Genomic DNA, 21,091 nt, shown 5'->3' with positions numbered 1-21,091 from the left:
GGATGAATCAATTACCACATTCTTGATTCCATGCTTTTCCAAACACCGATGTAACCAAAATCCGTCTCGGCCGGCTTCGTAACAACTCACTACCTCGCTCACAGACTCTAATTTCAGTTTCTCTTGGGCCACCTTCAATTCCGCCTGCAACCCCGGGATATCATTCGCTTCAATCGTTACTTTTCTGGTCTTTGTTCCTGTGCCAAACGCTATCACCCAGTTAGTGTTTGATAACTCTAGCGCCATGTACAAAATAGCGCCTTTTGGTGTAACATACTCTTTAGCCGATAAGGTCATCTTTGTCTCCTTTTATCGTAGTGGATTAAAAATTGACAAAAGATAACCTTATTGGCTTTTCTTTTCTACATAGTATCTACGGTGATTTGATTAGTTTGACCCAACAAGGATATTTGCTAGCCAGTGTGTCCTTGATATCAAGGTTTAACTCATCCGTGAAATGATCAATAATTAATTATGACGAAAGAAAAACCTTGATTACACTGCGCTGCATCAAGGCTACACTTGGCTGGAATAATGACAAAAGATTTTTACACCATACTTGGGGTTGCAAAAAGCGCCGATACACAAGAGATTAAAAGAGCATATAGAAGAAGCAGCCTGGCAAAACATCCGGATAAAAATCAGGATAAAAAAGAAGCGGCTGAAGAATTTGTTGAACTGCGAAAAGCTTATGAAATTCTTTCCGATCCGGATATGCGAAAGCTCTATGATGAGGAAACTTTTCCATCTCCTTTATGCCGTTTAGGCCTTTTTAGCGATATCAATGATGACAGAGAGGAAATTGGCTGTAATAGCTGCACTATTTCCTAATCTTTAAGTCCGGTAGCAATTGGCGAAACGCCAATATTGGGGTTCACCCCGCAATCATCCAGTAATTTAAGCAGGTTATTTCCCCGGCGGGTTAATCGCTTGATGCAATACTCTTCAAGATAACTTTGCAGGATATAATAATAATCAGGCAGGGTTAATACAGCCAGCATCTTTTCTGCCCTTTCAACATGGCGCGAATTATTATAATCACATGCCTGAAACAAGACTGATGCCAGCATGGAAGCAATACTTGCCTTGCGCATGGGATTTGCCAGATAAAATCGCTGAATGGCCTCATCCAGGGCACGATCTTTATCCCATTCAACCCAATTGTCATACAGACCGATTGCAGAAGCAGCATCAACCTGCCCCGTTTCTGCCAGACGCAGCATAGCGTAAGCTGCCGGCACAATGGCCTGCACATTAGCCCATGAGCAATTACCCGCAATCTGGGAGCTAATGGGTAACTGCGCTATCGGTTGTAATCCCAGCTTGCGGTTAATTGCCTGGTGAAAATAACTCCTGTTCTGCTTTCTATATAAAAACTCTTCAATAAAGCTCACCGTTAATGCCTCAGGGTTAGTGATTTGATAAATATTAACACTCCCTTCCTTCAGACTGTTTTCACCGCGATCAATCTTCGCCCACCAGTTACGATAACGAACAAAGCCCATCGCATGGCCACGGCTGGCAGCTGGTAATATTAATACTGGCGTATTATGTAACAAGCCATTAATCTTTGCTTTATCCGCGCTGGAAAGAATAGTCTGGTGCTGTAATTTAAGCAGTTCGGCAGCAGCGGCAAATCCGTCCATAATCTCGTACAAATATGGAAAATGTGTCCGTAAATGACGGGTTGAATAGCTGCTGATAAAACGGCGCAGAGAGTCTTTTAATACTGCAACCGTGAATTCAAGAATAAAACCTTCATAATCCAGCTCGATAAATTCTTCTTCCGCATTGACAATATCGACATAACCGGACAATTCATAACGATGGCCTATCAGCTTGGCATTAATAAAATCGAGCGCAAAATCAAGTTTGGCTCCATATTGGTAAAGCAATTGTTTAATAGGGTCCTGATTGCGCAGCACTGGATAAACGAGAGCTGCCATACCAGAGCTGGTATACGTATTGGGATTGGCTCGATGTTCCAGCAGCAGTTTTACCATGTCGAGATCATTATTATCAACCGCCCAGTGTAAAGGCGTTCTTCCGGTCACATCTGCCTTGTTCACATCAGCCTTTCTATCCAGCAAGCGTTTAGCGATATCAGGTTGTTTGGTAATGGCGCATTCGATTAATGGCGTAAAACCATAGTCATCGATATCGTCAAGCGTTTCTCCCTGCCTCAGATAATAATCAAAATCAGGCATCCGGCGACTTATAATATCATCAGCAATTGACATAATTAGTAGCCTGGTTTGGGCGTGTTATGTTTGCCGAATTTGGGCATATTACCCAGACGCAATTGTTTTTCCATTTCCTGTTCCCTTCGTTGATTATCAAACTCCCGCCTAGCTGCTGAACTTAGCGGAGGCTCAGGATTCAGGTTAGGATCCGTGCCATCATAGATCTGTCTATCAAGATCGGGATGCTGACGAATCGAATTCTGCAGCTCTCCTTCAGGTGCAGGCGGTTCATCAAGTGAATGTTCCTTTTCAATTACTCTGGCAAATTTACTGTGTCCGATATGCTCTTGCCTGCGCCTTTTAATCTCCATAGCCCGGCTTTCGTCAACCAGATAAGAAATTTTACGCTTGCGATCACCGCCTGGTAAGCGGCCGCTATCCGGTAAACGGCCAGACGGATCCACGCTCTTCGCTATAGCCTTTTTAGCTAGCGATTCCGAAGCAGCAAAAGCAGTTCGCCCTTTGCGTTTGCGCAATAAGCGCTCTGCAATGCTTTTATGTGATGACGCATTATTTTCACTCATGCTAATAGTATATGTTATAAATACTCTCGTTGCAGAATTTCAGCAATTTGTACAGCATTTGTCGCAGCGCCCTTGCGGATATTATCCGCGACCACCCACAGATTTAATCCATTCGGATGGCTAATATCCTGCCGGATACGGCCTACAAAAACCTCATCATGGCCAACAGCATGGGTAATCGGCGTTGGATAAATCAGATTTTCAGGGTCATCGACCAATTTTACGCCCGGTGCATTGCGCATTAATTCGCGGGCCTCCGTAACAGACAATGGCGCTTTCAATTCAAGATGAATCGCTTCGGAATGGCCATACAAAACAGGCACCCTGACTGTCGTCGGATTAACCAGAATACTGTCATCTTCCATAATTTTTTGGGTTTCCCAGACCATTTTCATTTCTTCGCGGGTATAGCCATTATCCTGAAATTCATCAATATGCGGCAATACATTAAAGGCTATTTGATGGGGATAAACTTTATTTTTTACTGGTCTGCCGTTTAACAACTCACCCAATTGGCTAACCAGTTCCGTAATGGCTTTATTACCGGTACCGGAAACAGCCTGATAGGTCGCTACATTGATCCGGCTGATTCCCACTGCATCATGGATTGGTTTTAAAGCAACTACCATTTGAATAGTAGAGCAGTTGGGATTGGCAATAATATTTCGATTCGTATATTCGCTGATGCGATGGGCATTTACTTCAGGCACAACCAGCGGGATATCATCCTCATAACGGAAGCTTGAGCTATTATCAACAACCACACAGCCGGCTTCAGCAGCAATGGGCGCGTATTGCTTTGAAACCGCCCCGCCGGCAGAAAATAGCGCGATATCCACTTCGCTGAAATCAAAATCAGCCAGATTAGTTACATCGTGCGGTCTGTTATTGAACATCATGGTTTTGCCGGCAGAACGTTCGCTGGCAAGCAAATACAGTTTATTCACTGGAAAATCACGTTCTTCCAGTACCTGGATAAATGTTTCACCAACCGCACCGGTTGCGCCTACAATTGCAACATCTAACCGTCTGCTCATTATTTATGCCTCTCTTGTTTGTAGTTCTGGGCTCTGTCACGCAAAAAGTGATCCATTAATACCAAGGCCATCATTGCCTCAGCAATAGGCACTGCCCGGATCCCCACACAGGGATCATGCCGGCCTTTGGTGATTACCGTTGTTTCCTCGCCAAACCGGGTGATAGTCTTTCCCGGCTTGATAATACTTGATGTCGGCTTAAGCGCCATACTGACTTCAATCGCCTGGCCGGTTGAAATACCGCCTAAAATTCCGCCGGCATGATTAGTTAAAAAACCGGCGTTTGTTATTTCATCACGATGTTCACTGCCTGTTTGCGTCACCGCTCCAAAACCGGAGCCAATTTCAACGCCTTTGACAGCATTAATGGACATCATGGCACTGGCGAGCGTCGCATCCAGTTTATCAAAAACCGGATCGCCAAAACCTGGCGGCACCCCGGTAGCTATCACATTAACCCGGGCGCCGATTGAATCGCCCTGGCGGCGTAATTGGTCAATCAAATCAATTAATTGTTGTACCTGATGTTGATTGGGGCAAAAAAAGGGATTATTCGCAATGTCATCCCGGCTGACAAAATCCAGGCTAATTGAACCCATTTGCTTTAAATAACCGGTTATTTCGATACCAAGCTGTTCTTTTAAATAAATTCGGGCAATAGCGCCAGCCGCAACGCGTGCGGCTGTTTCGCGAGCCGATGAACGTCCGCCTCCACGATAATCCCGGTGACCGTATTTCTGATGGTAGGTAAAATCAGCATGTCCAGGACGGAACAAATCCTTGATTTCATCATAATCACTGGAGCGTTGATCGCTATTTTGAATCAGCAATGCAATAGGTGTTCCGGTCGTCAGGCCTTCAAATACGCCAGACAGGATTTCAACCTGGTCGTTTTCCCGGCGTTGGGTAGTATACTTTGACTGGCCGGGCTTACGTTTATCTAAAAAAGGCTGGATAGCGTCTTCAGATAACGGCAAACCTGGCGGGCAGCCATCGACAATACATCCTAAAGCTTTGCCATGGCTCTCGCCAAAACTGGTTACTGTAAATAATTTGCCAAATGTATTGCCGCTCATTGCAACCTTATCGTTCGAAATAATTTTTCAGCTGCTGGCAAGTCAACAAAAATACGCCTTGGCCGCCATGTGCAAAATCAAGCCAGGTAAAAGGCAGATCTGGATAAGTCTCTATCAGAGCCTGTTCGCTGTTGCCGACTTCCACGACTAAAATACCGTCATCAGTTAAGTAATGATGGGCATTAATCAGTATTTTTTCAACCACTGCCAGGCCATTTTTTTCACAGCGCAGAGCCAGATCAGGCTCATGGAGGTACTCTTCTGGTAATTCTTCCATTTCGACATCCCCGACATAGGGCGGATTGGAAATGATTATATCGTAATGGATAGCCGGTACATTTTCCCAACAATCGGATTCAATCAAATTGATATCATGCTCAAGACCGTGTTCTTCACAATTAATCGCCGCCACATCAAGCGCATCCGGCGAAATATCCACTGCGTCGATTTCGGCATCAGGAAAAGCGTAACTGCAGGCAATTGCGATACAACCGCTTCCAGTACATAAATCAAGAACATGTCTGACCTTATCCGGATCAATCCAGTGTGAAAATTGTTGCTGTATCAGCTCGGCAACCGGCGATCGTGGAATCAATACCCGCTCATCCACATAAAAACTCAAACCGCAGAAATTAGCCCGATTAATCAGATAAGGAACCGGAATCCGGTTAATAATGCGCTGGTGCAAGCTATGGCGGAGCATGTCTTTTTCTTCTTCAGTAAGTTTTGACAGCAGTAACGACGGATTGATGTCGTTTGGCAACGCCAGTGTGCCCAGAACCAGGGCATGGATGTCATCATAGGAGTTATCGCTGCCATGGCCATACCACAGCTCATGCCGGTTCGCTTCACTGATGCCAAAGCGGATAAAGTCAGTAATTGTTTCAAATTTCGCCGTACAATCATCGTATGAAAAAGACATAACAACCTTATTAAAAAATAATGTGCATAAATTTCATAAATTGTACTTGAAAATTGCCTCTGCTCCCAGTAATTTTGTTGAAAAGTTATCATAAGATAAATATCAAAATCACACGTAGGCTCACGGCCACTAAGTTAAGAATTGTGGAGGTGGAGATATATCTAAGAACTGTCATTCCCGCGAAGGCGGGAATCTATCTCTCAAGTTGGCAATGTTGGGTCGAAACAATCTTACTACATAGCATTTTCACATTTATTGAGTATATACTACGCGCATTTCATTTTAATGCTGCTGTCTTATGTCTAAAAAAAGCCTGTCTGATGAAGACAAGGCGCTGTTCCGTCAGGCAGTAGCCTCTGCAAAACCCTTGAAAAAAAGCAAACAGATTGCAACTGAACGCCCCAAACCTGCAGCGACAAGAAGAAAACGCGAAGATTTTACTGAAATCGAGCCGAAAGAATCTGGGCTTTATCTTTCCAACTACTATCACGATACTGTTGACGCCCACACGATATTATCCTTTGCTCAACACAGCATACCCTCCCGGCGAATGCGTGAGCTCAGGCAGGGATTAATTAAATGGCAAGGCCGGCTTGATTTACACGGCTTACGGCCTGACGATGCCCAACGCACTCTGGTAAAATTCATCCATAACGCAGTGGCCGAAGACAAACGCTGCCTGTTAGTTATCCATGGCAAAGGCGGTGCCGAGGGCGAAACGCCCATCCTGAAAAACCTGGTTAATCACTGGTTAAAACAGATTCCACAAGTGCTCGCATTTCATAGCGCTACCCCGCGTGATGGCGGAAGCGGCGCTTTATACCTTTTATTAAAGCGAAATCGTGACAAATAAAGCGTTACAGATTGAATTTATCCTCATAAACGCTTAATATCTGCTCAAAATTTTGAATTAGACTATCATGAGCAAACAACCAATTATTATCGGGATATCTGGTCCCTCAGCTTCCGGCAAAAGCCTTCTGGCCAATACTATAGTAAATGAGCTTGGTTCGGATCAGGTCGTGGTCATCTCTGAGGATGCCTATTACAAAGATAACGGTCACCTGCCGTTTGCTGAACGGGAAAAGATAAATTACGATCATCCTGATGCCTTTGATCATGCGCTGTTATGTGAACATTTACGTACGCTGCAGCGTGGTGAAGCCGTAGACATTCCAATTTATTCTCACTCTAAACATTTGCGTCTGACAGAAACACGTCATATTGGCCGCCATGCCATCATTGTACTGGAAGGGATTTTGCTGTTTACCGATAAAGCATTACGCGAAGTGATGGACATACGAATATTCATGTCCACCCCATTGGATATTTGTTTAACCCGCCGCCTCAAGCGTGATGTGGTCGAGCGTCATCGCTCATTTGAATCGGTAGTCCATCAGTATGAAACAACGGTCAGACCGATGTATCTCCAGTTTATTGAGCCATCGAGCCGATATGCAGACATTATTGTACCGCGCGGCGGTGAGAACCGAATTGCCATTGATATGATTCAGGCTAAAATGCGCGAGTTGCTTGCTACTCATCAAAACGATTAAAGGAGTTTGATTATGGGATTTTTAAGCGGAAAAAAAGCATTGATTGTTGGCCTGGCCAGTAACCGTTCGATTGCATACGGCATTGCCAAAGCGTTTCATGAGCAAGGCGCTGAACTGGCATTTACCTATCAGAATGAAAAACTGCAGAGCCGGGTTGAAACGATGGCCGCTGAGTTTAATTCAACATTAACGTTCCCTTGTGATGTAGCAAATGATCAGGATATCAACGCAGTTATTGAATCATTGGGCCAGCACTGGCAACAACTGGATATCGTTATCCATTCCGTTGCGTTTGCGCCTGCCGATCAAATCAGCGGTGATTTTATTGAATGCAGTACGCGCGAAGGTTTCCGCATAGCCCACGACATCAGCGCCTATAGTCTGGTTGGTCTGGCTAAAGCGGCATTGCCGTTAATGGAAAAAACCAATGGCTCAATCCTCACCTTAAGCTACTATGGCGCCGAGAAAGCAGTTCCAAACTACAATGTTATGGGCATTGCCAAAGCAAGCCTGGAAGCCTCAGTACGTTATCTGGCAGCAAGCCTTGGTTCACGCGGTATTCGAGTTAACGCCATTTCAGCAGGCCCAATCAAGACATTGGCTGCGGCTGGGATTAAAGATTTCCGTAAAATGCAAAGCGCCTATGCCAACAGCACGCCGCTGAAGCGCAATGTTACCGCTGAAGAAGTGGGCAATACGGCTGCGTTTCTCTGTTCAGATTTAGCTTCTGGAATTACTGCGGAAGTAGTTCATGTTGATGCCGGTTATCATGCGGTGTCGATGTCTAATTTGGAATAATCGGTACCCAGGTGGTACAGCTTGTTGGGTCGAAACGACCCAACCTACTTACATTTTATGCGGAACAAACACTTGATCTGGAGCAGAAGCTGGCGCTACCGGAGCCGGTGCTGCTCCATGAAAAGCAGGGTTATACCCGCCTATAGCCGGTTGCTCTGTATAAGACCATGCCATATTAGCGCCTCCCAGATTTGGTTGTTCCTGCGGCAACGGCATATCTGGAATGTAAACTGCTGGTTGCTGAGGAACATAAGCCTGCTGGGGTATTTGCCCCCCTCGTGCTACAAAATGCTCTGTAATTACGGCTTCTGGTGGACAACTGCTGTCTGTTGCTCTTACTCGTAAATTAAGGGTTTTACCAGCCACCGAAACAAGAGCATTTGTCAGTTTGTCTTCTCTGATTGTTCTGACCACCTCCAAATCTCTTTGTTCTCTTCGACCGTTAGTGAAAAGTACGCGGTATATGCGATTATTAACACCCTTATTTTCAGCAATTTTCTGTGCAGCATCAACAATTGCGCATTTTGCAACATCAGAATTGTAGCCTTTGGCTTCAACCTTTGCAGCTTCCTCATCAGTCAATCTGAAACGGTAAGGATCATTTTGTACCAGCGCATCCGGATTTTTGTTCCGTGCATTTTTATCGGCAGCCCAGTTACCGATTGCACCAAAAATAGCTGCGCTCACCGCGGTCAGAGCCACTATCCCTAAAATCGCCAGTGCGGCAGGATTAGACATACCCAGTGAAAATCCAAGCATCATTAATGGAACAGAAACAACATAGTAACCCAATAAAGCGCCGCCAGCAGCACCAGCCAAGGTACTTGCCAGTGAAACAGTTGCCTGCATCCAGCCTTCATTGTGAAGCATGCGCTCAAAACCATTAAATAAATGGCCAATCAAATAGTAAAAAGCCCCCACTGCCACGATGACAGCCACAGCCGAAATTAAGCGGTATAAAAAGTTATTAAAGGCATTGTTATTATGGCCATGTGAATTATGGGTATACGAAGGAAACAGATAGTTCCATAGAGCGCCCCACAAAAAAATCTCCGTGATTACATTATCGAAATGGCGATACTTTTTGTGGTGATGATGATGTACATGAATTTCAATTTTGGCAGGCGGAATAAAAAAATTCATCGGAGTATGTCCAGATTGCCTGAATTCGGGTAAAGACTTTATTGCTGTATCCAGAATTAAAAATGCACGCTGTTTCTCTGCGTAAGGGAGTTGCGATAATTCGCAGTTCGGATCAGTTACCCAATAAAATAATTCATTCCATAACTCATGAAAAACCTGTTGAGCATTACCGCTTACATATCTTTCTTTAAAAGTATTAGAAAAGTATAGATACAAATTAGATAAGTCGCTATCGCTTAATTTATCATTTCGAGCCACGTTACATCTCCAAAATCTGAGGGATTAAAAATCGATAACCATTCAAGACGGCTCACAGAAGAGCATAAAAATACACTGATGAATGATTAAAAAGATCGCCTGCACTCCATGCGCCGGTGAGATTATTACAGAAGAAGTGAGAGTGGTCAAATAAAATAATACAAAATGGTGTTTATTGATACAAAGTAGGTTGGGTCGTTTGACCCAACAGCAGTGCCTAATTCAAGATCCTATGTTGGGTCAAACGACCCAACCTACTCGACTTTTGCTTTGCGGATCAGATTATTAACATACAAATCATAATCCATTAAGCCATAGTTTGCTTCAATCTGTTGAGCCAGGCTCGCGCGTTGCTCTTTATCCAGCGACTTATATTCCCCATCATTAATTTTTTTCAAACGGACAATAACATAATCACCATTAATCAATTGGCGGCCATCACGGCTATTTGCCTGGGGCAAGCTGAAGGCCAGTTCGTTGATTGTTGCGTCAGCCTTATCTGTATCGCGTGATGCCTTCTCAACTTCTTGCCAGGCTAATTGTTTGCCGTTCAGTGTTTCTTCCTGGGCGCCGTTTGTAGCTTTCAGTAATGCAGCGCCATATTGCTGTGCTTTTTGCTCAGCCTTGGCAAGCGCCAGCTTGTTAATAATTGCTTCTTTCACTTCTGCCAACGGCTTTTCTGTAGCAGGAATATGTTTGCTTACCCGCAAAACAATTACACTATCATTATCAAGCTGTATAGGTTCACTATTGTTGCCAAGCTCAAGTACATCGTGGCTGAATGCGGCGTTAATCACCTGTTTGTTTTTAGTAATATCGCTTTTGCCGCCATCCCGGGCAAACGGCTCGGCCTGCTCCACGGTTAATTTCAGTTCTTCAGCAACAGGCTTCAGGGTATCTGGTGTCTGGTAGCTCAAGTCGGTTAATTGCTCAAGCAATTGGGCATATCGCGTCTGGACTACTTCCGCTGTCAATTGCTCCGCAATTTGCTGTTTCACATCATTTAACGGCTTCAGGCTGGCGGGTTTGTAATCAACCAATTTAAAAATCTCATACCCTTTACCTGTTTTGAAAGGCTCCGAGATCTGACCAGGTTTGTTTAATCCGGATAGCGCTTTATCAAATGGCGTCTGACCCGCCGTGATCCAGGGCAATTCACCATCATTGGCAGCTGCGAGCTTGTCAGCAGACATAGATTTAACCCATTGTGCAAACTGCGCAGGATTATTCTGTAAGGCCTGATAGGCTTCCTGAGCTTTTTCCTCAATCTGACCCTGGGTTTCATCGCTGGCGTCTTCAGGGACAGCAAACAGAATGTGCGCAACTTTCCATTGGGCTGGGGTAAGGAAGTTATTTTGATTTTCTTCGTAGAAACGTTGAATATCTTCATCCTTCACTTGCAATGTATCACGTACTTTCTGCATGGAAAGGCGGACATAATCAATGCCGACTTTCTCCGGCGCAATAAATTCCTGAGGATGCTGTTTGTAATATTCGCTAACCGCCTGCTCAGTCACACCGCTCTTATCCATAAACAAAGCCGCAGAAATTTGCAGATAGTCGTAATCGCGGGTTTGCATATAAAGTTTGACATACCGTTTAACTTCGCTCGGTAAGGCAAAAGCACTGCCAATGAAGGCAAAACGTTGTTGATTAAGCAACATTCCCTGTCTGACTTCCTGCTGGAACGATTCCGGTGTAAACATCGCGCCGCTTAACGCCTGCTCATAACGTTGCGCTGAAAAACGGCCGTCTTCCTGGAATTGGGGAATAGTCAGGATAGCATTGTTGGCTTGCTCAGCACTTACTTCAAAGCCGGCTGAACGAGCTGACTGGACAGTGATCTGATTTGCTACCATGTCGTCAAGTACCTGTTTTTTCAAGGCTGTTTCAAGAGCGGCGGTAAGTTGAGCAGCTTCTCGCTGTTGGCGGGCACGTCGATAATTTAGTTCAAAGGCTTGCTTGGTAATAGGTTGATCATTAACGGTCACTTCGATATCGGATACATTATGCGACTGCATATAGTAATCGACTCCGAATAAAGTAAAAGTTACCGCTATTAACAAGATAACTACCCAAGCTACAACACCCTGTATGCGTTCGTTTAGCTTTTGCAACATGATCGGAGTTCCATAATCAATAGTAAATACTCATGAAGAATCAAAGCAAGCATGGCAGGAAAAAAAAACGCGCCCTTAGGCGCGCTAATTTGGCGGAGTGGACGGGGCTCGAACCCGCGACCCCCGGCGTGACAGGCCGGTATTCTGACCAACTGAACTACCACTCCAATTTTGGTGGGTGCTGTAGGGATCGAACCTACGACCCTCGCCTTGTAAGGGCGATGCTCTCCCAGCTGAGCTAAGCACCCGAAAACTTACGCTTCCTGAACAGCTTCTTTAAGCGATTTGCCAGCTTTGAACTTAGCAACTCGTGACGCTTTAATCTGAATTGTCTTGCCAGTTTGTGGGTTTCTTCCGGTTCTAGCAGAACGGTTACCGGTAGAAAAAGATCCAAAACCAGGTAAAACAACTTGATCGCCATTTTTTAACGCATCAGTAATAGCCTGTGTAAAGACCCCAATCACACGACTAGCTTCAGCCTTTGTTATACCTGAACCACTTGCAATTGCATCGACTAATTCACTTTTATTCATCTTGTCCCCTATCCAGTTATTCATCCTTTTTATGAGGCCGATTAAATCAAACTTTACAACCCCAGTCAAGCAGTCACATCCTTGAATCGCCCGCCAGTAGCGGGCAACGGTGTGAAATATACCCGGTATTAATGTGCATGTAAATCATTATTTTTATTTTTTTTCGAACTTTTTATACTTTTTTCAGGTTTTTGTTCAGAATCAATGACTTGAGTAATGGGACTACGCTGTAAAGCCAGTTCCAAAACCTGCTCAATTGTCTTTACCGGATGGACTTTTAGCTTTCTGAGCACGTTATCTGGAATTTCATCGAGATCTTTTTCGTTCTCTTCCGGAATAATAACGTGCTTAATACCGCCGCGATGTGCCGCTAAAAGTTTTTCCTTCAAGCCGCCAATCGGCAGTACCTGGCCTCTTAAAGTAATTTCCCCAGTCATTGCAACATCTGCACGCACTGGAATTTTGGTCACTACAGAAACCAGTGCTGTACACATGCCTATACCAGCGCTGGGGCCATCTTTCGGCGTAGCGCCTTCAGGAACATGGATATGGAATTCATGTTTGTCATAAAAATCGTCAGGCAAGCCGAGACTTTTAGCCCTGCTGCGAACTACAGTCATAGCAGCATGGATTGACTCCTGCATGACTTCACCCAATTGGCCAGTATGGATCGTTTTACCTTTACCAGGCATTGCTGTCGCCTCAATCGTAAGCAATTCACCGCCTACGCTTGTCCAGGCCAAGCCGGTTACTTGACCTATTTGGTCAAATTGTTCAGCCAGGCCATAGCGGAATTTTTTCACACCCAGGTACTTTTCAATATTGGAACGGGTAACCGTAATTTTATTTGTTTTCTTGCTAGTCAGGATATCCTTGACTACTTTGCGGCAAATACCTGCAATATCACGTTCAAGATTACGAACGCCTGCCTCGCGGGTGTAATGCCGAATTATCTCATGAACAGCGCCTTCGCTAATGTTAATTTCTTCCGGCTTCAGGCCATTAAGAGCAGTTTGTTTCGGAATCAGATAGCTTTCGGCAATATGCACTTTTTCGTCTTCGGTATAACCGGCAAGACGGATTATTTCCATCCGGTCCAGTAACGGCGCCGGAATTTCCAGTGAGTTGGCCGTAGCGATAAACATGACATCGCTTAAATCGTAATCGACTTCAAGGTAGTGATCGCTAAATGTATGGTTTTGTTCGGGATCTAATACCTCCAGCAATGCCGCTGCCGGGTCGCCGCGGAAATCCATCGCCATCTTGTCCACTTCATCAAGCATGATTAATGGATTTTTTACACCTGCCTTGCAAAGTTTTTGAATGATTTTACCAGGCATGGAGCCTATATAGGTACGTCTGTGGCCTCTGATTTCTGCTTCATCACGCACGCCGCCTAACGCGATACGGATAAATGTCCTGCCGGTGGCATTGGCGATAGACTGGCCTAATGAGGTTTTACCTACCCCTGGAGGGCCAACCAGACACAAGATAGGGCCTTTCATGCGTTTTACCCGTTGCTGTACAGCAAGGTATTCGGTAATGCGTTCTTTTACCTTTTCCAGACCATAATGTTCTTTATCAAGTAATTTTTCAGCCTTGGTTAAATCAAACTGAATTTTGGTTTTCTTTTTCCAGGGCACACTGAGCATCCAATCAAGGTAGTTACGGATTACCGTTGCTTCCGCTGACATAGGCGACATCATTTTCAGTTTTTGCAGTTCAGACATCGCCTTTTCTTTAGCTTCTTTGGGCATCCCGGCTTTGATGATGGATTTTTCCATTTGCTCAATTTCGTTGCCCTCTTCGCTCATGTCGCCAAGTTCTTTCTGGATAGCCTTCATTTGCTCATTGAGGTAATACTCGCGCTGGCTTTTCTCCATTTGGCGTTTAACTCGTCCGCGCACGCGTTTTTCAACGTGAAGCAAGTCAATTTCACCTTCGATAGCCGCCATTAAACGTTCGAGTCGGGTGCCAACATCAGAAATTTCAAGCAAATCCTGTTTGTCATCGACCTTGAGCGTTAAATGCGCTGCAATGGTATCAGCCAAACGGCCCGGCTCTTCAATACCAGCTAACGAGCTAAGGACCTCAGGCGGAATTTTTTTGTTTAATTTGATGTACTGTTCAAACTGCGACATCAGCGAGCGCATCAGTATATCAACTTCCTGCGATTTCAAGGCAGAGTTGGTTTCATCCATTTCTTCAAGGGTCGCTTCTAAAAATCCTTTTTCCTGGGAATAGGAAGTTACCCGCGCCCTCTTCTCCCCTTCTACGAGAACCTTAACCGTACCATCCGGCAGTTTAAGCATTTGCAATACGCTGGAAACAGTACCTACAGTAAACACATCCTGCGCCGCAGGGTCATCATTAGATGATTTACGCTGGGATACCAGGAAAATCTGTTTATTATCAATCATTGCGGCTTCAAGCGCCTTAATTGACTTTTCGCGCCCTACAAACAGGGGAATCACCATATGTGGGTATACAACAACATCCCGCAGTGGAAGAACCGGCAAAACTGCAGCAAAGTCGCCTTCAGATGGAATATATTCTTTTTCATGAGACATAATGAGTCCTTAATCCAGACGGTAACCAAGTAACATTTTCAAATTATACAGAAAGTTGTATTTTTGAAATTGATTATAACCAGTATATACCCAATAAACTTGAAAATGCTATTTTTAGTCTATGGATTCGATTATCTATAGCAATATGTTGTTGGAATTTAAGGATTTCAAGAGGGTTAAAAATTTATTGCAGCCTGGGTAAAACGAAGTTAGACCCGAGTAAATGAATGCCGCGGACAAGCCGCGGCACATAGGTAGAATTGCTAGCTACTCGCCGCTGGCAGCAGATTGTTTGTCATCGACTTCGTAAATCAGTATGGGTTTACCGCTACCGTTTATAGCCGCCTCATCAATCACAACCTTGCTTACGCCTTCCAGTGAGGGGAGTTCATACATTGTATCCAGCAATGTGTTTTCAAGTATTGCCCGTAAACCACGCGCGCCGATCTTTCTTTCCATCGCTTTTTTGGCAATTTGCCGTAATGCGTCTTCTCGGAATTCCAGCTCGACATTTTCCATCTTGAATAAGGCTTGAAACTGTCTGGTAAGCGCATTTTTAGGTGTAGTCAATATATCGACCAATGCGTCTTCATCCAGTTCTTTAAGCGTGGTTACCACTGGAAGCCGACCGACAAACTCAGGGATCAGACCGTATTTGACCAGATCCTCTGATTCCAGAGACTCCAGAACCTTTTCACTGATTTTGCTGTCTTTTTGATTTTTCAGTTGTGCTGAGAAACCAATTCCGGATTTATCGCTGCGGCCCTGGATAATCTTTTCAAGCCCGGCGAACGCGCCGCCGCAAATAAACAGAATATTTGAGGTATCCACTTGCAGAAATTCCTGTTGCGGATGTTTTCGTCCACCTTGCGGCGGAACCGAAGCAACTGTGCCTTCAATTAATTTCAGCAGGGCCTGTTGTACCCCTTCGCCTGATACATCGCGGGTAATGGAAGGATTATCGGATTTTCGGGAAATCTTGTCGATTTCGTCAATATAAACGATACCTTGCTGAGCGCGATCCACATCATAATCACATTTCTGCAACAGTTTCTGAATGATGTTTTCGACGTCTTCGCCCACATAACCTGCTTCGGTTAATGTTGTCGCGTCAGCCATCGTAAATGGAACATTCAGCAATCTAGCCAATGTCTGAGCCAGTAGTGTTTTACCACTTCCAGTCGGTCCAATCAGCAGAATATTACTTTTACCAAGCTCTACGCCATTCTCGGTTTTACGGTGCAGCCGCTTATAATGGTTATATACTGCAACAGCCAGCACTTTTTTGGCATGCGGTTGGCCAATTACATATTCATCAAGAAATTGAGCTATTTCTTTTGGAGTAGGTAAATGGGTTTCAGCTTGCTCTGGTGTCTCGTGGCTTTCCTCACGAATAATGTCATTACATAACTCAACACACTCATCACAAACAAAAACGGAGGGTCCTGCAATCAGCTTTTTTACCTCATGCTGGCTTTTACCACAAAATGAACAATATAAAACTTTTTCACCATCGCCTTTGCCGGTTTTACTCATCTACAAACCCCTTTCTCAACTGATGTCTTACATCAAAATCGCCAGAAACTGGTATAGCATACCCTGCTGCAGCAGGGTATGCTTCGTCTAACTAAACAGAATCACGATCATACAACACTTTATCGATCAAGCCATATTCCATAGCCTGAGTAGCGCTCATAAAGTTATCCCGCTCTGTATCCCGCATAATCTGCTCGGGTGTTTTTCCTGTGTGGTTAGCCATGATACTGTTCAAACGCTCACGAATCAGCAATGTTTCGCGGGCATGGATTTCAATATCAGTTGCCTGACCACGGTATCCACCCAATGGCTGATGAATCATTACCCGGGAATTCGGCAGACAAAAGCGCTTGCCTTCTGCTCCCGCGCATAATAATAACGCAGCCGCACTCGCTGCCTGACCTATACACAATGTGCTGACGTCTGGCTTGATAAACTGGATCGTATCATAAATAGCCAAACCTGCAGTCACAACACCACCCGGTGAGTTGATGTACAGGTAGATATCCTTTTCCGGATTTTCTGATTCAAGAAACAGCAACTGGGCGACAACCAGGTTAGCCATATGATCTTCAACTTCACCCAGCAAAAAGATAATTCTGTCTTTCAGCAAACGTGAGTAAATATCATAAGAGCGTTCACCGCGAGAGGTCTGCTCAATTACCATCGGCACAAGGCCGCTGGCATTTCTTATTATGTTCTCAGAATCCCCCATTATTATTCTCCTTGATCTTGTTTATCCTGTTTGGGGTTCATTACATCATCATAACTTGTATCTTTCTCAACAAGTTTAGCACTTTCACTGATTTTTTCAGCCACTATTTCTTCCATAACCAGGGCTTCAATTTCAGCATAATGTTCCTTGCTGTTTTTATACCAGTTACGCAATTCATCTGGATTTTCATACGCACTGGCAAATTTTTCAATCATTGCTTCAACACGCGCTTTATCGGCTTTTAACTCATGCATAGTGACATATTCGTTAACCAGTAAGCCCAGGTGAACACGGCGTTTGGCTTTGTCTTCAAACAGCTCACGTGGAAAATCAGGAATTTGCTCATTGTCATGATGCGCATGACCGAACAGGCGATGATACATTTCATGTTTCAGGTGCTCAATTTCCTGATCAACCAGTGTAGCAGGCAGATCAAACGGATTAGCAGCCAGTAATTTGTCAAAAATACGTTCGCGGTTCATTGTGCCGACACGGCGATCAAGTTCACGGGCCATATTTTCTCTGATATCTTTTTTCAGCGCGTCAACACCGCCCTCTGTGATATTAAATTTTTCAGAAAACGCTTCATTTAATTCAGGTAAACGGCCTTCCTGAACTTTATGGACAGTAATTTTGAACGTTGCGTCTTTCCCTGCAAGCGGCTCGTGACCATAGTTTTCAGGGAATTTCACATTGATTTCCAATGGTTTGTCTTTCTCGGCGCCGATAAGACCGCTTTCAAAACCAGGAATCATTGAATTTGAGCCAATAACAATCTCAAAATCATTTGCTTTTCCGCCGGCAAATGCTTCACCGTCTATAAAGCCTTCAAAATCAATAATGGCTTTATCACCGTCTTTGATAGCGCGCGACACTTCATGCCACTCTTTATTTTGCTCACGTAATTTGTCGAGCATGCTATCCACATCGCTGTCTTTTACTTCCGCACGGATAACTTCAATTTTATCGCCGTCCAGCTCTTTAATTTTGATTTCGGGCAGCACTTCAAATAAAGCAGTGAATGTAAAATCTTTACCTTCTTCAAGCGTATCAATTTCAACAGAGGGGTAACCGGCAGGGCTTAATTTTTTTTCTTCCAGAGCCTGGAATAATGATGGCTGCACCATTTCACGGGCAACATCCAGACGGACACTGTCAGAATATTTGCTTTGTACTCGAGCCATAGGCGCTTTACCCGGACGGTAGCCATCCATTTTTACTTTCTTGGCGAGGTTGCGCAAGCGAACACTTACTTCCTCTTCAACTTTTTCAGTAGGTACTGAAACTGTTACTTTACGCTCCAAACCGTTAAGGGTTTCAACAGAAACTTGCATCTAGTCACCTCTAAGATATTGTGATGAAATGGTGCGAAAGGAGAGACTCGAACTCTCACAGGTTACCCCACTGGAACCTAAATCCAGCGCGTCTACCAGTTCCGCCACTTTCGCAAACAGGGTGGAATTATCAAACAGTATGCCTGTATTGTAAAGACTCAGAATGAATCTGTTACGTTATTTTTAAAAGAAGATTATAAAAACTGGGGTGAACGATGGGATTCGAACCCACGACAACCGGGATCACAACCCGGGGCTCTACCAACTGAGCTACGTCCACCATACTAAAACAGGAAAATCTGCACAAACGTTGGCACGCCCGGCAGGATTCGAACCTGCTACCCTCGGCTTAGAAGGCCGATGCTCTATCCAGATGAGCTACGGGCGCAATAAACTGGTCGGGGTGGAGGGATTCGAACCCCCGACATCCTGCTCCCAAAGCAGGCGCGCTACCAGACTGCGCTACACCCCGAAAACCCGTCCTAGGACAGAGCGCAAATGATACTCAGAGAATGTGCGAAGGTCAAGATATAAAATGAAATTTATTTTATATTTTGTTAAATTGTAAAAAAAATAACTTTCCAGGATAGTATCCTCTTATGAAAACCGCATTGCTGCCCCTTTTTGATAATCTGGATAATCTGCATAATAATCATTTATATGCGGTACTGCCTGATGCTCTGTACCGGGAAGACTTCACCCGGACGCTCTCCTTTCTAAAAAGTTATTGCGGCAGCGAGGGTACTTTTAACAGCTACCGGCGGGAAGCTGAAAGGCTGCTGCAATGGTGCTGGCATATCCGCAAGGCTGAACTGAAAGAACTCAAGCGCGACGATATTGAGCAATATATCCGTTTTTGCCAAAATCCGCCCGCTAGCTGGATAAGCCTTAAAAAAGTGCCTCGTTTTATTGAGAAAGACGGTTTGCGCCAACCCAATGTTGAATGGCGTCCATTTGTAGTTACTATCAGCAAAATCTCGCGCAAACAGGGCAATACCCCGACTCTGGAGCAATTTGCTCTATCGCAAGGCGCTATTCAGGAGATTTTCGCCATTTTAAGTACGCTTTTTAATTTTTTAATCGCCGAAGAGTACCTATATTCCAATCCGGTGGCGCTGATTCGGCAAAAGAGTAAGTTCGTCCGCAAAAAACAGCAGGCGGCCCCTGTCAGGCGATTAAGTGTCTTGCAATGGCAGGCGGTATTGCATGCTGCGGAGGTATTGGCAGTAGAAAATCCTGAAATGCATGAGCGGACTTTATTTATTTTAAGCATGCTTTATGGAATGTATCTGCGAATATCAGAACTTGCCGCCAGCGACCGCTGGATTCCAACTATGAATGATTTTTCACGCGACAGCAGCGGCTTCTGGTGGTTTACTACGGTTGGCAAGGGTAACAAGGAGAGGCAAGTCGCAGTCAGCGAAGCAATGCTCAAAAGCCTTACCCGCTGGCGTCTCTTTCTGGGCTTAAGTCCCCTACCCACTGCAGCTGATAATTCGCCGCTAATTCCCAAAATCAAAGGTAATGGTCCTATGGCTGATACCGCGCCGTTACGCCGGTTGATTCAACGTTGTTTTGATTTGGGAGCGGATTATTTACGCCAGCAAAATCATCCTGAAGAAGCAGATGGCTTAAGCGCTGCGACTGTCCACTGGTTACGTCATACCGGCATTTCAGAAGATGTCAAAATAAGGCCGCGCGAGCATGTGCGGGATGATGCTGGCCACAGCTCAAGCGCAACAACCGATCGTTATATTGATGTCGAAAAACAGGCACGCTATCAGTCTGCCCGGAAGAAAAAAATAGCGATTATGGAAGAGTAAAATTCATGCAAGTTATGAAAATTTGTCATCCCGCGAAGGGGTGACAGTATCTTTAACTTAATGTCAGGAGCCGTGGCATGTAGACATTGAAACCATTCAGGCATCAATCAATTCAATACTATCCTCGCTTAACGCTTCGCCTAAAAATATTTCGCCAACTTTCTGAAATCTTGCAATCGAATCGGTTACCAGATAATGAATGGTAGATTTTCCGGATAAATCGGTTGCCAATCTTTCTTTATCTAATACTTTATAAAGCGCAGAAGCAGTTGCTTCGGCAGAATCAACAATAGTCACGCGAGCAGGCAGGAGTTGAGTTAACAACGGTCTGAAAACGGGGAAATGGGTACATCCTAGCAGCAAAGTGTCTTCTTCGGTCAAGCCGGTGAGGTAATGTGACAAGGCTTCACGGGCAACCTGGTTGCTAACCATGCCCTCTTCAGCCAAGGCAACCAGTACACTACAGGCTTTGGCATTAATCACGGCATCCGGCAATTGCTCTGTAATTAACCGATGATAAGCCTGTGAGGCAATCGTTGTTTCAGTCGCAAGCACCGCAATACGCCGATTTCTGGTGGCTGCTACTACAGCTGCTGCGCCAGGCTTTACTACCCCAAGCACCGGAATATCAGGCAGCATAGCCTGTAAGTGAGGCAAAGCAGCGGTTGTTGCTGTATTACAGGCAATAACCAGCGCCTTTATCCGGCGTTCAACCAGTGCTCTGGCCATTTGCGATGCATATTGCTGAACAGTTTCCGGACTTTTTGTACCATAAGGCAGACGCGCGGTGTCGCCCAGATAAATAAAGGATTCATCAGGCAGCGCTTGTTTTAATTGGCGTAATACCGTCAGGCCGCCCATCCCTGAGTCAAATACACCTATTGGCAGTCGATTTTTATTCAT

Annotated in this window: 18 protein-coding genes, 6 tRNA genes and 1 pseudogene; 5 read left to right on the top strand and 20 right to left on the bottom strand. The window is 44.8% G+C overall.

Going from position 1 to position 21,091, the window contains the following annotated elements; all coding sequences use genetic code 11:
• Window positions 1-297 (bottom strand): annotated as a pseudogene (locus ACFORL_RS03605) (hypothetical protein); the annotation flags it as partial.
• Window positions 298-534: 237 nt separating this feature from the next.
• Between ACFORL_RS03605 and ACFORL_RS03600 the strand changes: the two are divergent.
• Window positions 535-831, top strand: a complete 297-nt coding sequence (locus ACFORL_RS03600; protein WP_382341194.1) for a J domain-containing protein — start codon at window positions 535-537, stop codon at window positions 829-831.
• On the opposite strand, the gene ankH is transcribed toward ACFORL_RS03600, so the two are convergent.
• From ankH to prmB, 5 genes are read right to left on the bottom strand one after another with little or no spacing between them, the layout of a single operon-like run.
• Window positions 828-2,240 carry a Dot/Icm T4SS effector AnkH/LegA3 gene (gene ankH, locus ACFORL_RS03595; RefSeq protein ID WP_382341192.1) on the bottom strand — a complete coding sequence of 471 codons (1,413 nt, stop codon included), beginning with the start codon at window positions 2,238-2,240 and terminating at the stop codon, window positions 828-830. The two genes, ACFORL_RS03600 and ankH, sit on opposite strands and share 4 nt — an antisense overlap.
• A 2-nt stretch (window positions 2,241-2,242) precedes the next feature.
• Window positions 2,243-2,767, bottom strand: a complete 525-nt coding sequence (locus ACFORL_RS03590) for a hypothetical protein (protein WP_382341190.1) — start codon at window positions 2,765-2,767, stop codon at window positions 2,243-2,245.
• Between the two features lie 14 nt (window positions 2,768-2,781).
• Entirely contained in the window at window positions 2,782-3,804 is a 1,023-nt protein-coding gene (locus ACFORL_RS03585) for an aspartate-semialdehyde dehydrogenase (RefSeq protein WP_382341189.1), read from the bottom strand.
• Window positions 3,804-4,880, bottom strand: coding sequence for a chorismate synthase (aroC, locus tag ACFORL_RS03580; protein WP_382341187.1), 1,077 nt, complete (start codon window positions 4,878-4,880; stop codon window positions 3,804-3,806). The genes ACFORL_RS03585 and aroC overlap by 1 nt, the downstream gene beginning before the upstream one ends.
• 7 nt (window positions 4,881-4,887) lie before the next feature.
• Window positions 4,888-5,802 carry a 50S ribosomal protein L3 N(5)-glutamine methyltransferase gene (gene prmB / locus ACFORL_RS03575; RefSeq protein ID WP_382341185.1) on the bottom strand — a complete coding sequence of 305 codons (915 nt, stop codon included), beginning with the start codon at window positions 5,800-5,802 and terminating at the stop codon, window positions 4,888-4,890.
• A 298-nt stretch (window positions 5,803-6,100) separates the two neighbouring features.
• Between prmB and ACFORL_RS03570 the strand changes: the two genes are divergently transcribed.
• The 3 genes from ACFORL_RS03570 (at window position 6,101) to ACFORL_RS03560 (ending at window position 8,156) form a co-directional block, all read left to right on the top strand.
• Window positions 6,101-6,655, top strand: a complete 555-nt coding sequence (locus ACFORL_RS03570) for a Smr/MutS family protein (RefSeq protein WP_382341183.1) — start codon at window positions 6,101-6,103, stop codon at window positions 6,653-6,655.
• A gap of 67 nt (window positions 6,656-6,722) precedes the next feature.
• Entirely contained in the window at window positions 6,723-7,358 is a 636-nt protein-coding gene (gene udk / locus ACFORL_RS03565; RefSeq protein ID WP_382341181.1) for a uridine kinase, read from the top strand.
• A 12-nt stretch (window positions 7,359-7,370) separates the two neighbouring features.
• Window positions 7,371-8,156 (top strand): enoyl-ACP reductase FabI, encoded by a 786-nt coding sequence (locus ACFORL_RS03560; RefSeq protein WP_382341179.1) that lies wholly within the window; start codon window positions 7,371-7,373, stop codon window positions 8,154-8,156.
• A 48-nt stretch (window positions 8,157-8,204) separates the two neighbouring features.
• On the opposite strand, the gene ACFORL_RS03555 is transcribed toward ACFORL_RS03560, so the two are convergent.
• From ACFORL_RS03555 to ACFORL_RS03495, 13 genes are all read right to left on the bottom strand, one after another.
• Window positions 8,205-9,557, bottom strand: coding sequence for a hypothetical protein (locus ACFORL_RS03555; protein ID WP_382341177.1), 1,353 nt, complete (start codon window positions 9,555-9,557; stop codon window positions 8,205-8,207).
• Window positions 9,558-9,811: 254 nt separating this feature from the next.
• A complete protein-coding gene (locus ACFORL_RS03550) occupies window positions 9,812-11,677 on the bottom strand; it encodes a SurA N-terminal domain-containing protein (RefSeq protein ID WP_382341175.1) in 1,866 nt (621 codons plus the stop codon).
• A 90-nt stretch (window positions 11,678-11,767) separates the two neighbouring features.
• A tRNA-Asp gene (locus ACFORL_RS03545) sits at window positions 11,768-11,844 on the bottom strand.
• Between the two features lie 5 nt (window positions 11,845-11,849).
• A tRNA-Val gene (locus tag ACFORL_RS03540) sits at window positions 11,850-11,925 on the bottom strand.
• 6 nt (window positions 11,926-11,931) lie between these two features.
• A complete protein-coding gene (locus ACFORL_RS03535) occupies window positions 11,932-12,210 on the bottom strand; it encodes an HU family DNA-binding protein (protein WP_382341173.1) in 279 nt (92 codons plus the stop codon).
• A gap of 128 nt (window positions 12,211-12,338) precedes the next feature.
• Window positions 12,339-14,780 carry an endopeptidase La gene (lon, locus tag ACFORL_RS03530; RefSeq protein WP_382341171.1) on the bottom strand — a complete coding sequence of 814 codons (2,442 nt, stop codon included), beginning with the start codon at window positions 14,778-14,780 and terminating at the stop codon, window positions 12,339-12,341.
• A 267-nt stretch (window positions 14,781-15,047) separates the two neighbouring features.
• Window positions 15,048-16,316: an ATP-dependent Clp protease ATP-binding subunit ClpX gene (clpX, locus tag ACFORL_RS03525; protein ID WP_382341169.1), complete on the bottom strand. Its 1,269-nt coding sequence runs from the start codon at window positions 16,314-16,316 to the stop codon at window positions 15,048-15,050.
• Between the two features lie 91 nt (window positions 16,317-16,407).
• Window positions 16,408-17,031 carry an ATP-dependent Clp endopeptidase proteolytic subunit ClpP gene (clpP, locus tag ACFORL_RS03520; protein ID WP_382341167.1) on the bottom strand — a complete coding sequence of 208 codons (624 nt, stop codon included), beginning with the start codon at window positions 17,029-17,031 and terminating at the stop codon, window positions 16,408-16,410.
• 2 nt (window positions 17,032-17,033) lie between these two features.
• Window positions 17,034-18,365, bottom strand: coding sequence for a trigger factor (tig, locus tag ACFORL_RS03515; protein ID WP_382341165.1), 1,332 nt, complete (start codon window positions 18,363-18,365; stop codon window positions 17,034-17,036).
• A 29-nt stretch (window positions 18,366-18,394) separates the two neighbouring features.
• Window positions 18,395-18,479 (bottom strand) — tRNA-Leu (locus ACFORL_RS03510).
• Between the two features lie 90 nt (window positions 18,480-18,569).
• Window positions 18,570-18,645, bottom strand: a tRNA-His gene (locus ACFORL_RS03505).
• 31 nt (window positions 18,646-18,676) lie between these two features.
• Window positions 18,677-18,753, bottom strand: a tRNA-Arg gene (locus ACFORL_RS03500).
• 7 nt (window positions 18,754-18,760) lie between these two features.
• A tRNA-Pro gene (locus ACFORL_RS03495) sits at window positions 18,761-18,837 on the bottom strand.
• 127 nt (window positions 18,838-18,964) lie between these two features.
• Here ACFORL_RS03495 and ACFORL_RS03490 point away from each other — a divergent pair.
• Entirely contained in the window at window positions 18,965-20,188 is a 1,224-nt protein-coding gene (locus ACFORL_RS03490; RefSeq protein WP_382341163.1) for a tyrosine-type recombinase/integrase, read from the top strand.
• Window positions 20,189-20,284: 96 nt separating this feature from the next.
• On the opposite strand, the gene murI is transcribed toward ACFORL_RS03490, so the two are convergent.
• Window positions 20,285-21,091, bottom strand: a complete 807-nt coding sequence (gene murI / locus ACFORL_RS03485) for a glutamate racemase (protein ID WP_382341161.1) — start codon at window positions 21,089-21,091, stop codon at window positions 20,285-20,287.

The sequence above is a fragment of the Legionella dresdenensis genome (assembly GCF_042649825.1).
In the GTDB taxonomy this organism is placed as follows: domain Bacteria; phylum Pseudomonadota; class Gammaproteobacteria; order Legionellales; family Legionellaceae; genus Legionella_C; species Legionella_C dresdenensis.
The sequence above is the reverse complement of the archived record's forward strand: the minus strand, read 5'-3'. Positions and strand labels throughout refer to the sequence as shown.